Source organism: Glycomyces sp. NPDC021274 (assembly GCF_040641195.1).
GTDB lineage: Bacteria > Actinomycetota > Actinomycetes > Mycobacteriales > Micromonosporaceae > Glycomyces.
In genome coordinates this window covers 163,592-177,844 of sequence record NZ_JBFADC010000001.1, presented here as the reverse complement: position 1 = coordinate 177,844, position 14,253 = coordinate 163,592, and the positions used below count along the sequence as shown (strand labels likewise).

Genomic DNA, 14,253 nt, shown 5'->3' with positions numbered 1-14,253 from the left:
TGTGTGGGGCCCGAAGCGAAAGCTTCGGGCCCCACACACGTCTGTCTGCTACTGCAGGCCGCGCCGCTCCAGCAGCGGATCGATCAGCGCGTCCCGGCCGCGGAAGCGGCGGTAGGACTCCATCGGGTCGATCGAGCCGCCCTTGCTGAGCAGGGTGGCGCGGAAGTGGTCGCCGTTCTCGCGGGTGAGGCCGCCGTGCTCCTTGAACCACTCCACCGTGTCGGCGTCGAGGATCTCGGACCAGATGTACGAGTAGTACCCGGCGGCGTAGCCGATCGAGATGTGCGCGAAGTAGCCCGAGCGGTAGCGCGGGGCGATCTCGGGCATGTAGATCCCGGCGTCCTCGAGCGCCTTGCGCTCGAAGGCCTCCACGGCCGCGTGCGGGTCGTCGCCGCCGTCCGGCACCTCCTCGGGGGTGAGCCGGTGCCAGGCCTGGTCGAGCAGGGCCGCACCGAGGTACTCGGTCGACGCGAAGCCCTCGCCGAACTGCCCGGCGGCCTTCCACTGCGCGATCAGCCCGGCCGGCGCGGCCTCACCGGTCTCGTAGTGCCGCATGTAGTTCGCGGTGACCTCAGGCCAGTCCTCCCACATCTCGTTGACCTGCGACGGGTACTCGACGAAGTCGCGCGGCGTCGAGGTCATCGAGGTCTTCGGGTAGCGGCAGGCCGAGAGCAGCCCGTGGAGGGCGTGCCCGAACTCGTGGAACAGCGTCGTCACGTTGTCGACGGTGATCAGCGCGGGCTGCCCCTCGGAGGGCTTCACGATGTTGAGGTTGTTGACCACCACCGGCTTGTCGCCGGTGAGCTCGGACTGGACGACGAGCGGGTTCATCCACGCGCCGCCCTTCTTCGAGTCGCGGGTGAAGAAGTCGCCCACGAACAGGCCCAGGGGGTTGTCGCCGTCGAAGACCTCCCACACCGTCGCCTCGGGGTGGTACCCGACGAGGTCCTTGCGCTCGGCGAAGGTGAGGCCGAACTCCTGTTCGGCGGCGTAGAAGACGCCGTCGACGAGGACGCGGTCGAGCTCGAGGTAGGGCTTGAGGGCCTCGGCGTCGAAGCCGTACTTGGCCTGGCGCACCTGCTTGGCGTAGAACGACCAGTCCCACGCGGCGAGCTGGAAGCCGCCGCCGTCGGCGTCGATGACCTCCTGCAGCTCTGCGGCCTCGCGGCGGGCGTTGCGCACTGAGGCCTCGGCGAGCCCGGCGAGGCGCTCGGCGATGATCCCGGCGTCCCCCGCGGTCTGGTCCGCGGCGATGTACGCGGCGAAGTGCTCGAACCCGAGCAGCTGCGCCTTCTCGGCGCGCAGCCGCACCATGCGCAGCAGTGTGGCGGCGTTCGCGGCGCCGCGCCCGATCGTGGCCTTGTACAGGCGCTCGCGCAGGCCCCGGTCCTTCAGGTCCTCCAGGAGCGGGTGGCGCGAGAAGTTCGACTGCGTGATGAGCCAGCCCTCGAGGCCGCGCTCCTTGGCGGCCGCGGCGGCGGCGCCGATCTGGTCCTCGCCGAGCCCTTCGAGCTCCGCGCGGTCGGTGACGTGCACGGCCGCGTCGTTGATGTCGCTGAGGATCTGCTGGTTGAACTTGGAGGCGAGCTCGGCCAGCTCGGTGTTGATCGCGGAGAGCCGCGCCTTCCCGTCCGCGTCGAGCGCGGCGCCGCCGCGCACGAACTCGGTCCGGTACCGCTCCAGCAGCCGCTCGTCCTGCTCGTCGAGGCCCAGCTGCGCGCGCTGCTCCCAGACCGCTTCGATGCGCGCGAACAGCGCCGCGTTCAGCAGGATCTTGTCCGCATGTGCGGCGAGCTTGGGGCTGATCTGGGACTCGATGTCGTTCAGGTCGTCGTCGGTGTCCGAGGAGACCTTGTTGAAGAACACGAGCGCGACCCGCTTGAGCGTGCCGAGACCGGACCGCTCCAGGGCCACCACGGTGTTCGCGAAGGTCGGCGCCTCCGGGTTGTCCACGATGTCGTCGACGGCCTTGAGCTGCTCGGCCATGCCCTGCTCGAACGCGGGCAGGTAGTGCTCGGTCGCAATCGCCGCGAACGGCGGGAGCTGGTAGGGGAGGTCGGATGGGGACAGGAACGGGTTCTCGGTCACGGAGGCTCCTCGCTGCGGTCGAACCGGCGCCGGCGGTGGCGGCGGTCGGCGGGCCCGCGGAGGGGCCCATCGGCTGTCGCCGAAAGAACGGTGGTGGCCGAATCCTATTCCGGGCCCTAGCCGTCCGGCAAGCGCGATAGGGCCGCCGGGCGCCGGGCCCGGGAACGGAGCGGCCCGCAACTTCACCGAACGGGGCCGTGCCGGATTAATATCGAGCCCATGTCTGAATCCAGTCCGCTATACGTGGCCAGCGACATCCACGGCCATTACGACGCGCTCGTCGAGTCGCTGCGAGGCCGGGGACTGGTGGACGGGGACGCCAAGTGGACCGGCGGCTCCGCTCGATTGTGGATTCTCGGGGACTTGTTCGACCGCGGCGAGGAGGGCGTGGCGGTCGTGCGTCTGCTGCGCCGGCTCGCCGGGCAGGCGGCCGCCGAAGGCGGGCACGTGGACACGCTCATCGGCAACCACGAGGTGCTGCTGCTCGGCTCCCGCCGCTTCGGCGACGTGGCCTTCACCGACGTCGACGGCCAGGACCGCCAGTTCCTCCACTGGTGGGTCCTCAACGGCGGCTTCGAGGACGAGCTGGGCGACCTCACCGACGACGAGGTGAAGTGGCTCGAGACGCGGCGCGTGCTCCACGTCGCCGGGAACGTCCTCCTCGTGCACGCCGACACCGAGTCCTACCTCGGGTACGGCCGCAGTGAGGAGGCGGTGAACTCCGCGGTCCGCACCATCATGGCCGGGGACGAGCCGGAGGAGTGGTGGCAGCTGTTCCGCGAACTCACCCGCCGCCACGAGTTCATGGGCGTCGACGGGCCCGCGCGGGTGCGCGGGATGCTCCGCTCGTTCGGCGGCGAGGAGCTCGTGCACGGCCATTCGACGATCCCCGACACGACCGAGCTGGCGCCCAGCCAGGTGACGCAGGCCCGCCGCTACTGCGACGGGCTGGTGCTCAACGTCGACGGCGGCGTCTACCAGGGCGGCAAGTGCCTGGTGGTCCGCCTCAACTGATCCGGGACCGGGACGCGGCGGCCGCCTGGTGGAGCGGCCGCCGCTGCCCGTGCACCCGGCCTACTCCTTCATGAAGTAGACGGGGGTGACCGGCGGCGCCGTGGCGGCCCGGCCGGCGCGCGACTCGACCCAGAAGGTCGCGGCGACCGCGGCCGCGAGGCCCATCGTCACCCACCCGGCGAGCGGGGAGAAGGCGATCGCATAGCCCAGCGCGGCCGCCGCCGCGGTGGCGAAGGCGGCCGTCAGGAAGGCCCTGCGGAAGGCGCGTCGATGTTCGCGGCGCGCGATGACTCGGTTGTGTCTCATATCTGACACAACGATGCAGGCCCTTGAATCGACACGTTGCATGTGCAGATTTCCCGCGTTCGGGCGACCGAAACCCGGCATAACCCCAGATAACCGGCTACCCGCCCGCGCGATCGAGTCAGACTGTAAGCGGATTCAAGCGCAGCGTCATCTTGGCAGCTGGCGGCCGTTGTGCCGGAAGGAAAAAGACGGTAAACAGTTAGGGTCGGAGCGCCAAAGGCGACACCCGAGCCTCCAAAGAGCACCGCTCGAAGAGGACCGGACCGTGCGGGGTCAAGACAACCGAGCACAGCTGACAACCGCCGGCGCTCCGACACGGCGGCCGCGCCTCATGGCCGGAGGAACGGCCGCCGCACAACCGAACAGCAGCACGTCCCGACAATCCGCATCCAACTCCTATAGACGGTGGGGTCTGACATGGAGTCCGAAACGCAACCCATGGGGCGGCGCGTCGCCTATTGGCGACAACGCCGCGGCATGTCCCAGCAGGTCTTCGCCGACCGCATCGGCAAGTCCAAGAGCTGGGTCGACAAGATCGAACGCGGCGTCCGCCGCCTCGACAAGTACTCGGTCATCACCGAACTCGCCGAAGCCCTCAGCATCGACGCCGGGCAGCTGCTCGGCCGCGAACCCAAACGCCGCCCCGGGCTCGGCGGCTGCCTCGACCAGGTCGAGGTCGAATCCATCCGCCAATCCCTCGAACGCTACGAACGCCTCGGCCGCTTCCTCGAAGCCGCCCCGATCGACTCCACCCCGATCCCCGAACTCCGCGGATCGGTCAACTACTGCTGGCTCGCCTTCGAGAAAGGCCACTACCCGGTCGTCGCCCGCTCGCTCATCCAGCTCCTGCGCGACACGCCCGTCGCCGAAGACCGACCCGTCGGCGGCACCAGCGCCGACGCCGCCGAACTCATGACGCAGGTCTACCAGATCGCCTCCACCGTCCTGCGCAAACTCGGTGAGGCCCAACTCGCCTGGCTCGCCGCCGACCGCGCCATCTCCGCCGCCAACCGCGGCAACGACCCGCTCCTCGCCGGCATCGCCACGACCCGGGTCGCCAACGCGCTCAGGGCACTCGGACGCCACCAGGCCGCACTCGACCTCAACGTCCAAGTCGCCCACGGCCTCATCTCCGAGACCGGCGGCGAGCACTCCACACCCGCCCAGATCAGCGTCTACGGCGCGCTCCTCCTCCAAGGCGCCATGGCCGCCGCACTCGCCGGCGACAGCACCACCAGCGAGGACCTGCTCGACAGCGCCTCCCGCGCCGCCAACATCCTCGGCCGCGACGCCAACTACTACTACACGTCCTTCGGACCGACCAACGTCCTGCTCCACCGCGCCGCCGCCTTCGTCGAACTCGGCGAAGGCGCCGACGCCCTCGCCGTCCACGACCGCATCCCGCCCGCCGCGCTGGCCGACCTCGTGGCCGAGCGGCGCGCGCACCACCACCTCGACATGACGCGGGCGTGCGTCCAGGTGGGGGACATGGAACGGGCGAGCCGCCACCTCGTCACGGCCGACCGCCACGCCCCGGCCGAGGTCCGCTGCCGCCCGGTCGCGATCGAGCTCATCGACCAGATCCTGCACCGCACCAAGGGCGAACCCGCCCCGGACCTGCGCCGCCTCGCCGAGGAGGTCGGCGCCCTGAACTAGCCGCCCATCGGCTGCACCGGCAAGGTGCGTTGCGACGGTGTCCGGAGCCACGCTGCTCGAGCTCCGGACACCGTCCTAAACTGCAAAGATGCGCACGCTCAGCGAGATCACCGCTGCACTCGACGACCTGTACCCGCGCCACTGGGCAGAGGACTGGGACCGGGTCGGGCTCGTCTGCGGCCGCGGCGGCAACTCGGTCCGCAGGATCCTGTGCGTCGTGGACGTCGTGCCCGCCACCGTCATCGAGGCCATCGAGAGCGACTGCGACCTCATCGTCGCCCACCACCCCCTCCTCCTGCGCGGGGTCTCCAGCCTCGACCCCGCCGCCGACTACAAGGGCGACCTCGTCCACACCCTCATCGAGTCCGGCATGGGCCTCTACGTGGCCCACACGAACGCCGACGTCGCCAACCCGGGCGTCTCCGACGCCCTCGCCGACCGGCTCGGCCTCGTCGACCTCAGGCCTCTGCGGCCGCTCGCCGACGCCGAGCACCACGGCACCGGCCGCGGCATCGGCCGCATCGGCCGCCTGCCCGCACCGCTCACCCTCGACGCACTGCTCGCACGCGCCGCGAAAGCCCTCCCGCCCACCGTCAGCGGCGTCCGCGCCGCGGGTGACGGCGGGCAGCTCATCAGCACCGTCGCCGTCTGCGGCGGGGCCGGCGACTCGTACCTCGCGGACGCCGCCGCGGCCGGCGCGAACGCCTACCTGACCGCCGATCTGCGCCACCACCCGGCCAGCGAGCACCTCGCCCGGAGCGGCCCGGCACTCATCGACGCCGCCCACTGGGCCACCGAGCGACCGTGGCTCGATATCGTTGCCGAGCAACTGTCCCGTCTGGTCGACGACGTCCTCGTCTCCGACCTCGACACCGATCCGTGGACCATCCACCAGAAAACCGGGGTGAACTAGGTTGAAAGCCGACCTTTTCGATCAGCGCCGACTGCTCGAACTCCAGGCGGTCGACACCCAGCTCACCCAGCTGGGCCAGCGCCGCAAGAAACTCGACGCCGACCCGGTGTACGCGACCGCCGTGCAGCGCCAGCGCGCGCTCGCCGACAAGGCCGCGAACCTCACGGGCGACCTCGCCGACCTCGACCGCGACATCGAGCGCGTCGAGCGCGAGGTCGAGCTCGTCACCAAGCGCGCCGAATCCGACCGCACCCGCATGGCCTCCGGCGCCGCCACCGCGAAGGAACTCGAAGGGCTGCAGAGCGAACTGGAGTCCCTCGCCCGCCGCCAGCGGACCCTCGAGGACGACCAGCTCGAGCTCATGGAGCGCCGTGAACTCCTCGAAACCGAACTCGGCGAGGTCCGCCGCCAGGTCGAGGAGTCGCGCCAGGTCCTCGCCGACGCCGAGGCCGACCGCGGCCGCCAGCTCGGCGAGATCGACGCCGAGACCGCGGACGCGACCTCGACGCGTGAGGCCCTCGCGATCAACATCCCCGACCGGCTCGTGGAGCTCTACGAGCGCCTCCACGCCAAGCAGCCCATCGCCGCCGCCGAACTCGTCGGCCGCCGCTGCGGCTCCTGCCGGCTCGAGAAGTCCCCGGCGGACATGATCCCGATCAAGACCGCCCCGATCGACGAGGTCATCCGCTGCGAGGACTGCAACGCCATTCTCATCAGAACCGAACTGCCGCAATCGAAGCCGACCACGCTCGGCTCCGAGGACGAACTCAAGAAGTACACATAGCGACCAGAGGAGGGCGGGCGCATCGCGCGACCCGCCCTTCGCTGAGCCCCTCTCCCCGCATTCCCGGTGCATGAGCACTCACGCACCTCGAATAGCGCTGAGCCCCAATGGATTCGGTGATCTTCTCGGGACCGAGGAGAAGGCGGGCGATTGATATCCTTGCTTGACGATCGTTGCAGCGCACCCGCGTTCGGCCGCCCAAATGATCGCCGTTCGCGAGCCGCGAGTTCAGGAAGCGAGGACCGGGACATGGCCCTCCCCAAAGACGACATCGAGGTCCAGGTCGGCATGGGGCTCATCCGAGTCGCCGCCGACGTCTACCCGCTGCGGCAGGTCGCGCGCGTGGCCACCCGCCGGCTCGACATCGACCAGTGGAAGGCGTGGAAGGAATTCATCCAGGCCTCGTTCGGCATGATCGTCCTCGGGCTGCTGATCGCTTGCTGGGACAGGAACATCGGGACGGCGGTGGGCATCGCCGGCGTGTTGATCATGGCGCTCGTGCACCTGTCCGACCTCCTGAAGCCGCCGGTGTTCGGGCTGATCCTCACCACCTCCGGCACGGACCTGGCCGCGGTGTGGAGCACGGACGAGGACGAGATCGCCGCGCTCGCCGACGCCGTCACAGCGGCGCTGACCGACCCGGACCGCCCGGTCAACGTCTTCAATATTCACAACCATGTCGAAGACGGCGATGTCAACCAGGTCTTCGGCGACATCGCCGGGGGCAAACCGAAAGTAGGGGGCCGGTGAGCGGCGACCACTTCAACATTCAGAACAACCTCCGCGGCGGTGACGTCAACCAGGTCTTCGGCGACGTCACCGGCGCGAACGCGAGCGTCGGGGGCCGCAACGCCGGAACCGGCTCGATCGCCACCGCCATAGGCGAGTTGATCGCGGCCGTCAACGCCCTGCGCCCCGGCCTGGAGGAAGAAGACGATCGGGTCATCGAAGGGGCGGTCGAACGGCTCGACCCCGCTGCGGGAGCGGATCAGCTCAGCGGCCCGCTCAAGCGAATCGCAGGCATTGCGACCTACGTGGGTGAGCTCGGCGTACCGGTGATCAGGGCCGTCAAAGCGGTGCAGAGCGCCATGAACGGCTGAATGCAGACGGCGAAAGGCCGGGCGCGCATCGCGCGTCCGGCCCCTCGTACGTGTTCCGGCTTACCGCTCCTTGCTGAACTCGGCCCAGCGCTCGACCAGCTCAGTTGCCTTGCCGTCGTCGATGGCCTTCGCCGCCAGGACGAGGCTCGACTCCAGCAGGCCCTTGCGGGTCTTGACGTCATGCAGGTCGACGGCGTCGATCAGCCCCTGCCGCGAGGCCAGCGCCGCCGCCGCGTTGATGAGCACCGCGTCGCGCACCGGCCGGTTCCCGCCCGCGAACACCTCGCGCGCGACCGCCGTGTTGAACACGATGTCGCCGCCGCGCAGCGCCTCCGGCCCGGCCTGCACCAGGCCGAACTCCTCGATGTCGATCGAGCCCTGCGAGACCCGCCCCCCCGACACGATCCACTCCGAGGTCGTCGCCGACGTCGAGATCTCGTCCAGGCCGTCGTCCCCGCGCACCACGAACACCGAAGCGCCGCGCGCCGCGAACACCTGCGCCATGAGGGGCGCCTTCACCGGGTCCGCGCAGCCGATCAGGCCCGCCGCCGGCTGGCCCGGGTTCGTCAGCGGCCCCAGCAGGTTGAAGACCGTGGGAATACCGAGCGCCGCCCGCACCGGACCCGCGTGCCGCATCCCCGGGTGGAAGGTCCGCGCGAAGCAGAACCCGATCCCGATCTCCCGCACCGAGGCCTCGACCCGCTCGGCCGTCGCCTCCAGGTCCACGCCCAGCGCCTCGAGCAGGTCCGCCGAGCCCACGTTCGACGACGCCGAGCGGTTGCCGTGCTTGATCACCGGCACGCCCGCGGCCGCGACCACGATCGCCGCCATCGTCGAGATGTTCACCGAGTTCGAGCCGTCGCCGCCGGTCCCCACGATGTCCACCGCGACGCCCAGGTCCGACAGGTCCAGACGCGTCGTCTCCGCCAGCATCCGCCCCGCGATCGCCCCGATCTCCTCGGGCGTCTCACCCTTCGAGCGCAGGAGCACCGCGAACGCCGCCAGCTGGGCCGGATCGGCGTTGCCCGCCATGATCTCGGCCATCGCCCAGTCCGCGCTGGCCTCATCGAGGTGATCGCCGTTCGAAAGGCGCCCGAGGACGTCAGGCCAGGTCGCACTAGACATAAGGACTCCTGAAAAGGGGGAGGTCAGGCGGCGCGCTGCGCCGGTGCCACGCCTGATGCGCGGCTGACCAGCAAGTCTACTACCGTCTGCCCGGTTGTCACGGGGTTAAGGGGGTGCATGAGCACCGCATCCGCCCGCGACCACGCCGCCAGCCACCGGTCCGCCGCCCGGGCCACGACGACCGCCAGCGTCGGCGGCTCATCGAACTCGTCCCGCAGCTGCCGGGCGATCCCCAGCCCGCCCGCGGGCTGCGCCTCGCCGTCGAGCAGCACCAGGTCCACGGCGTACTTGTCGATCAGGGACACCGCCTCGTCGTACTCTCCCGCGACGGCGTACTCGATCTTCACCCCCTCCACCGGCTCATCGCCGATCGCCGAGCGCATCTGCTCGATGACCGCGGGTCGATGGCTGTACAGCAGGACCGCGTACTCAGACGTTGAGGTAGTCACGCCTCGCATATTAAACCGGCCACACTGAAATGGGAAGAGCGGCGCGGCCACTTCCCCCGCGCGCGACGCCCACATTGGCCGAACCGCGAATGACCTGGGCACACGGTGTGAGAAGCCTGGGAGCCTACAACCGCGCGACACGCGCGAAAAACACACCCCATGCGCAGCTTGGGCCTGCCGGGCCGTAATAATGTGCGCGTGACTGCCGCCGAAGCAACTATCGACCCCAGCCGTATCCACTCACTGACGCGGCCCAACGTCGTCAGTGTCGGCACCATCGTGTGGTTGAGCAGCGAACTGATGTTCTTTGCGGGCCTGTTCGCGATGTACTTCTCCATCCAGGCCGCCGCGCCCGCGATGTACGAGGAGGGCTACCACCACCTCGAGATCCCGTACGCGCTGGTGTTCACCGTGATCCTCGTGGCCTCGTCGGTCACCTGCCAGCTGGGCGTCTTCGCCGCTGAGCGGGGCGATGTCTACAAGCTGCGCCTCTGGTTCGCGGTCACGTTCGTGATGGGGCTCGTCTTCGTCCTCGGCCAGGTGAACGAGTACCGGAACCTGGTCACCGAAGGCCACACGATCGCGTCCGACGGCTACTGGACGATGTTCTTCCTGACCACCGGCTTCCACGGCCTCCACGTGACCGGCGGCCTCATCGCGTTCATCGTCTACCTCATCCGCACGACGATGGGACGCTTCAGCCCCGCCCAGGCCACCGCGTCCATCGTGGTGTCCTACTACTGGCACTTCGTCGACGTGGTCTGGATCGCGCTGTTCGCCGTGATCTACTTCCTTCCGATGGCCCAGTACTAACACTCCGGCCGGTTCGCGCTCGCAACGAGCAGTGTCGAACCGACCCAAGGCAAGTCAGGCTCCGGTCACACCGGAGCCGCATCCGAGAAATGCGACGGCCGCCCCCCGGAGGCGGCCGCCGGCCGAACCGGGACCACAACGGGCCCGGTCCGGTCCGAGAGCTAGATAAAGGTGAGGCAACAACCGTGGCTGCATCAGCGAAACGCCGGCGAGGCTGGCGCAAGCGCCTCGGCGCGCTGGCCAGGTTCACCGGCGCACTGGTCATCGTCGGAGGGCTCTACTCGGCGTTCTCCCCGAGCCTGTACGCGCAGGAGGCCGAGTCCAACGCGATCGACTCCGAGGCCGTCAAGGGCCAGGAGCTCTACGACACGAGCTGCATCTCCTGCCACGGCGATAACGGCGAAGGCGTCGAAGGGCGCGGACCGAGCCTCATCGGCGTCGGCTCCGCCGCCGTCGAGTTCCAGGTGAACACCGGCCGCATGCCGATGGCCGCGCAGGGCGCTCAGGCCCCCAGCACGGAGTACCCGGTCTTCACCGAAGAAGAGGCCGCGTGGCTCGGGGCGTACATCGAGTACCTCGGCGGCGGTGCGGGCACGCCCGACGACCTCGACGCGATGGTCGAAGAGGCCGACGTGGCCGCGGGCGGCGAGCTGTACCGCGTGAACTGCTCCTCCTGCCACGGCTACGGCGGCGGCGGCGGCGCCCTCTCCTCGGGCGCGCATGCGCCGTCCCTGGAAGGGGTCAGCAACGAGGAGTTCTACCAGGCGATGCTGACCGGCCCGCAGAACATGCCGGTCTTCGCCGACAACGAGCTCACCCCCGAGCAGAAGGCCGAGCTCATCGCGTACGCCCAGTACCTGGTGAACGACGACAAGGACCCGGGCGGGGTGTTCACTCTCGGCCGTTTCGGACCGGCCACCGAAGGACTGGCCATCTTCCTGGTCGGCATGACCGCGCTCCTGCTGACCACGCTCTGGATTGCAGGTAAATCGTGAGTGCCCACAACGACAGCAACCCGCCCGAACCGGTGGACCTGAGCAACCCGAAGCTCAGCCGCTTCGAGGTCTACACCGAGGGCCTGCGTCGCGACGACATCGAGATCATTCACTACGAGCCGCGCTTCGCCAAGCCGGGGACCAAGGCCGAGAAGCGCATGGAGCGCATCGTCGGCGGCCTGTTCCTGTTCTCCGGCCTGTTCGCGACCGCGTTCGTGGTGGCGTACATCTGGTGGCCCTGGGAGTACGAGGGCGCCGCCACCTGGCGCGACCTCCAGACCTGGTACACGCCGGTGCTCGGCACGACGCTCGGCCTCTCGCTGCTGTTCTTCGCCGTCGGCGTGCTCACCTGGGCGAAGAAGCTGCTCCCGGTCGAGGAGCTCGTGCAGGACCGCCACGACGGCGGGTCCTCTTCGGACGACCGCAAGATCGCCGAGGCCACGGTGGACAACATGGTCGAGGACCTGGGGCTCAAGCGCCGGCCGTTCCTGGTGAAGGCCGCCCTCCTGGGCGCCGCGCCGCTCGGCCTGGCCGCGATCGCCCCGCTCGGCGCGCTCATCAAGGACCCGGGCGACATGCTCACCGTCACCGGCTGGAACGCCGAGCGGCACAACAATGGCGAGCCCATCCGCTTCATGATGCGGGACGGCGCCATGGTGCGCCCGGACATGGTCTCGGTCGGCGGTCAGATCACCGTCTACCCGGCCATCGACCACGGCGCCACCAACGAGCACCCGACCTCGCCGGTCCTGCTGATCCACCTGCGGGACACCGACGCGGAGACCCTGCGCAAGAACCTGTACCCGATGTACCAGGACGTCGAGGCGCTGTGGGGCAACTTCGTGGCCTACTCGAAGATCTGCACCCACGTCGGCTGCCCGACCAGTCTCTACGAGCAGCAGAGCCAGCGCCTGCTGTGCCCGTGCCACCAGTCGCAGTTCAACGTGGTGGACAACGCCGCTCCGGTCTTCGGCCCGGCGACCCGGCACCTGCCGATGCTGCCGTTCACCGTCGACGAAGAGGGCTTCTTCATCGCGAAGTCGGACTTCCTGGTGCCCCCGGGGCCGGCGTTCTGGAACCGCCCGTCCCTCCCCGAGGAGGATGAGAAGTGAAACGCCGCAAAGGCACGAGTGACAGCCTGCTGACCAAGGCGGGTGGCGAACTCGACGACCGGTTCAAGCTCGCGGGCCCGGCCCGGGTGCTGTTCAACAAGGTCTTCCCGGACCACTGGTCCTTCCTCCTGGGCGAGATCGCGCTGTTCTCGTTCATCCTCCTGCTGCTCTCGGGCACCTTCCTGGCGCTGTTCTTCGAGCCCTCCATGGCCCACGTGACCTATGAGGGCGCGTACGTGCCGCTGCAGGGCATCGAGATGACCAAGGCCTACGAGTCCGCGCTGGACCTCTCGTTCGAGGTGCGCGGCGGCCTGTTCATGCGCCAGATGCACCACTGGGCGACGCTGCTGTTCATGGCGTCGATCCTGGTCCACATGCTCCGGATCTTCTTCACCGGCGCGTTCCGCGCGCCGCGCGAGACGAACTGGATGATCGGCATCCTGCTGTTCTGGCTCGGCTTCTTCGAGGGCTTCTTCGGCTACTCGCTGCCGGACGACGGCCTCTCGGGCACGGGCCTGCGCATCATGGAGGGCATGACGGTCTCGATCCCGTTCATCGGCCCGTGGGCCTCGGCGGCGCTGTTCGGCGGCCAGTTCCCGGGCACGAGCGTGATCTCGATGCTGTACATCATCCACGTGTTCGTGTTCCCGCTGCTGATCCTGGCGCTCATCACGGTCCACATCGGCCTGGTGTTCGCGCAGAAGCACACCCAGTGGCCCGGACCGGGCCGCACCGAGCACAACGTGGTCGGCTTCCGGATGTTCCCGAACTACGTCATGAAGCAGGTCGGCTTCATGCTGTTCATCTGGGGCGTCATCGGCGCGATGGCGGGCCTGTTCCAGATCAACCCGATCTGGCTCTTCGGCCCGTACGAGGTCTCTGTCGTGTCCTCGGCCTCGCAGCCCGACTTCTACGTCATGTACCTGGACGGCCTGATCCGCCTGTTCCCCGCGTGGGAGCTGCGCATCCCGCCGTACTTCACGCTGCCGCCGGTGTTCTGGCCGGGCATCGTGGGCATGGGTCTGTCCGTCATGCTGCCGCTGCTGTACCCGGCGCTGGAGCGGCGGTTCACCAAGGACCGCGGGCACCACAACCTGCTGCAGCGTCCGCGCGACAACGCGGGCCGCACCAGCCTCGGCGTCATGGTCGTGGTCTTCTGGATCATCGGCGTGATCTCCGGCGGCAACGACGTGTTCGCCGAGAAGTTCGACATCAGCCTGAACGCCATGACCTGGGCGGGCCGCATCGGACTCGTGGTCCTGCCGATCATCGCGTACTACGTGACGTACCGGATCTGCCTGGGCCTGCAGCAGCACGACCGCGAGGTCCTCGCGCACGGCCTGGAGACGGGCATCCTGATGCGCGACCCGAACGGCCGCTTCTACGAGGTGCACCAGCCGCTGGCCGAGCCGGACGAGCACGGCCACACCGAGCTGGAGTACAACGGCTGGGTGGTCCCGAAGAAGATGAACCGCATCGGCGCGCTCCCGCCCGCCGACAAGGGCTTCTTCAAGTCGATCGAGGAGCCGTCCGAGGACGGCCGCGCCGAGCGGCGCGACGAGATCGAGTCGGGCAAGCACTAAGCGAACGACGCAGAGCGGGGCCGCACCGGAAGGTGCGGCCCCGCTTTCGCTTTGCGTGCATTGGCGTGCGTGCTGCCGATCGGAACTGGTGGTGTCCTTGCGGCCGTGCGGGATCGGATTTAGTGCCGGCGGTGCCTGAACGGTAGGGGTCCCTTCGGGCGGGTCCTTCGGCTTCCCGGGGCGGTCATGTCGGTGTTCAATCTGGCGGCGACAAGGGTACGGGGTTATTTGGGCGGTCTTCGGCTTGCGGACCGTTCGAGTCGGCGTTCAAACTGGCGGCGACAAGAGGTCTGAGCTGCCACGGGTCGGACTGCC

At 69.0% G+C, this 14,253-nt stretch carries 14 protein-coding genes; 10 read left to right on the top strand and 4 right to left on the bottom strand.

What is annotated here, in order from left to right; genetic code table 11:
* Positions 1–48: 48 nt before the first annotated feature.
* A complete protein-coding gene (locus AB0I03_RS00740) occupies positions 49–2,088 on the bottom strand; it encodes a M3 family metallopeptidase (RefSeq protein WP_360404196.1) in 2,040 nt (679 codons plus the stop codon).
* A 219-nt stretch (positions 2,089–2,307) separates the two neighbouring features.
* On the opposite strand from AB0I03_RS00740, the gene AB0I03_RS00735 reads away from it, so the two are divergent.
* Positions 2,308–3,102 carry a metallophosphoesterase gene (locus AB0I03_RS00735; protein ID WP_360404193.1) on the top strand — a complete coding sequence of 265 codons (795 nt, stop codon included), beginning with the start codon at positions 2,308–2,310 and terminating at the stop codon, positions 3,100–3,102.
* A gap of 60 nt (positions 3,103–3,162) precedes the next feature.
* Here the strand turns inward: AB0I03_RS00735 and AB0I03_RS00730 are convergent, their stop codons facing one another.
* Entirely contained in the window at positions 3,163–3,408 is a 246-nt protein-coding gene (locus tag AB0I03_RS00730) for a hypothetical protein (protein WP_360404190.1), read from the bottom strand.
* Positions 3,409–3,825: 417 nt separating this feature from the next.
* On the opposite strand from AB0I03_RS00730, the gene AB0I03_RS00725 reads away from it, so the two are divergent.
* The 5 genes from AB0I03_RS00725 to AB0I03_RS00705 all read left to right on the top strand — a co-directional run bounded on the left by AB0I03_RS00725 (position 3,826) and on the right by AB0I03_RS00705 (position 7,861).
* Positions 3,826–5,064 (top strand): helix-turn-helix domain-containing protein, encoded by a 1,239-nt coding sequence (locus AB0I03_RS00725; RefSeq protein ID WP_360404187.1) that lies wholly within the window; start codon positions 3,826–3,828, stop codon positions 5,062–5,064.
* A gap of 88 nt (positions 5,065–5,152) precedes the next feature.
* Positions 5,153–5,977: a Nif3-like dinuclear metal center hexameric protein gene (locus AB0I03_RS00720; protein ID WP_360404184.1), complete on the top strand. Its 825-nt coding sequence runs from the start codon at positions 5,153–5,155 to the stop codon at positions 5,975–5,977.
* 1 nt (position 5,978) lies between these two features.
* Complete coding sequence (locus AB0I03_RS00715; RefSeq protein WP_360404181.1) at positions 5,979–6,761, top strand: hypothetical protein; 783 nt, start codon at positions 5,979–5,981, stop codon at positions 6,759–6,761.
* A 249-nt stretch (positions 6,762–7,010) separates the two neighbouring features.
* Positions 7,011–7,511, top strand: coding sequence for a DUF6232 family protein (locus AB0I03_RS00710; protein ID WP_360404178.1), 501 nt, complete (start codon positions 7,011–7,013; stop codon positions 7,509–7,511).
* Entirely contained in the window at positions 7,508–7,861 is a 354-nt protein-coding gene (locus AB0I03_RS00705) for a hypothetical protein (protein ID WP_360404175.1), read from the top strand. The genes AB0I03_RS00710 and AB0I03_RS00705 overlap by 4 nt, the downstream gene beginning before the upstream one ends.
* Positions 7,862–7,921: 60 nt before the next feature.
* On the opposite strand, the gene trpD is transcribed toward AB0I03_RS00705, so the two are convergent.
* Together trpD and AB0I03_RS00695 are read right to left on the bottom strand one after the other, a co-directional pair.
* The gene (trpD, locus tag AB0I03_RS00700; protein WP_360404172.1) at positions 7,922–8,986 is read right to left on the bottom strand and encodes an anthranilate phosphoribosyltransferase; all 1,065 of its coding nucleotides are present in this window, start codon (positions 8,984–8,986) and stop codon (positions 7,922–7,924) included.
* A 23-nt stretch (positions 8,987–9,009) separates the two neighbouring features.
* Positions 9,010–9,369, bottom strand: a complete 360-nt coding sequence (locus AB0I03_RS00695) for a hypothetical protein (protein ID WP_360405864.1) — start codon at positions 9,367–9,369, stop codon at positions 9,010–9,012.
* 264 nt (positions 9,370–9,633) lie between these two features.
* On the opposite strand from AB0I03_RS00695, the gene AB0I03_RS00690 reads away from it, so the two are divergent.
* The 4 genes from AB0I03_RS00690 to AB0I03_RS00675 all read left to right on the top strand — a co-directional run bounded on the left by AB0I03_RS00690 (position 9,634) and on the right by AB0I03_RS00675 (position 13,938).
* Positions 9,634–10,248, top strand: coding sequence for a heme-copper oxidase subunit III (locus AB0I03_RS00690; RefSeq protein WP_360404169.1), 615 nt, complete (start codon positions 9,634–9,636; stop codon positions 10,246–10,248).
* 185 nt (positions 10,249–10,433) lie between these two features.
* Complete coding sequence (locus AB0I03_RS00685) at positions 10,434–11,243, top strand: cytochrome c (RefSeq protein WP_360404166.1); 810 nt, start codon at positions 10,434–10,436, stop codon at positions 11,241–11,243.
* The gene (locus AB0I03_RS00680; RefSeq protein WP_360404163.1) at positions 11,240–12,355 is read left to right on the top strand and encodes a Rieske 2Fe-2S domain-containing protein; all 1,116 of its coding nucleotides are present in this window, start codon (positions 11,240–11,242) and stop codon (positions 12,353–12,355) included. The genes AB0I03_RS00685 and AB0I03_RS00680 overlap by 4 nt, the downstream gene beginning before the upstream one ends.
* Positions 12,352–13,938, top strand: coding sequence for a ubiquinol-cytochrome c reductase cytochrome b subunit (locus tag AB0I03_RS00675; RefSeq protein ID WP_360404160.1), 1,587 nt, complete (start codon positions 12,352–12,354; stop codon positions 13,936–13,938). Before AB0I03_RS00680 ends, AB0I03_RS00675 begins: the two co-directional genes overlap by 4 nt.
* The last annotated feature ends 315 nt before the right edge of the window (positions 13,939–14,253 follow it).

Coding starts and splice junctions, on each gene's coding strand:
- AB0I03_RS00695 (WP_360405864.1), bottom strand. CDS start 9,369: ATGCGCTCGGCGATCGGCGATGAGCCGGTGGAGGGGGTGAAGATCGAG.
- AB0I03_RS00710 (WP_360404178.1), top strand. CDS start 7,011: ATGGCCCTCCCCAAAGACGACATCGAGGTCCAGGTCGGCATGGGGCTC.
- AB0I03_RS00735 (WP_360404193.1), top strand. CDS start 2,308: ATGTCTGAATCCAGTCCGCTATACGTGGCCAGCGACATCCACGGCCAT.
- trpD (WP_360404172.1), bottom strand. CDS start 8,986: ATGTCTAGTGCGACCTGGCCTGACGTCCTCGGGCGCCTTTCGAACGGC.
- AB0I03_RS00725 (WP_360404187.1), top strand. CDS start 3,826: ATGGAGTCCGAAACGCAACCCATGGGGCGGCGCGTCGCCTATTGGCGA.
- AB0I03_RS00730 (WP_360404190.1), bottom strand. CDS start 3,408: ATGAGACACAACCGAGTCATCGCGCGCCGCGAACATCGACGCGCCTTC.
- AB0I03_RS00720 (WP_360404184.1), top strand. CDS start 5,153: ATGCGCACGCTCAGCGAGATCACCGCTGCACTCGACGACCTGTACCCG.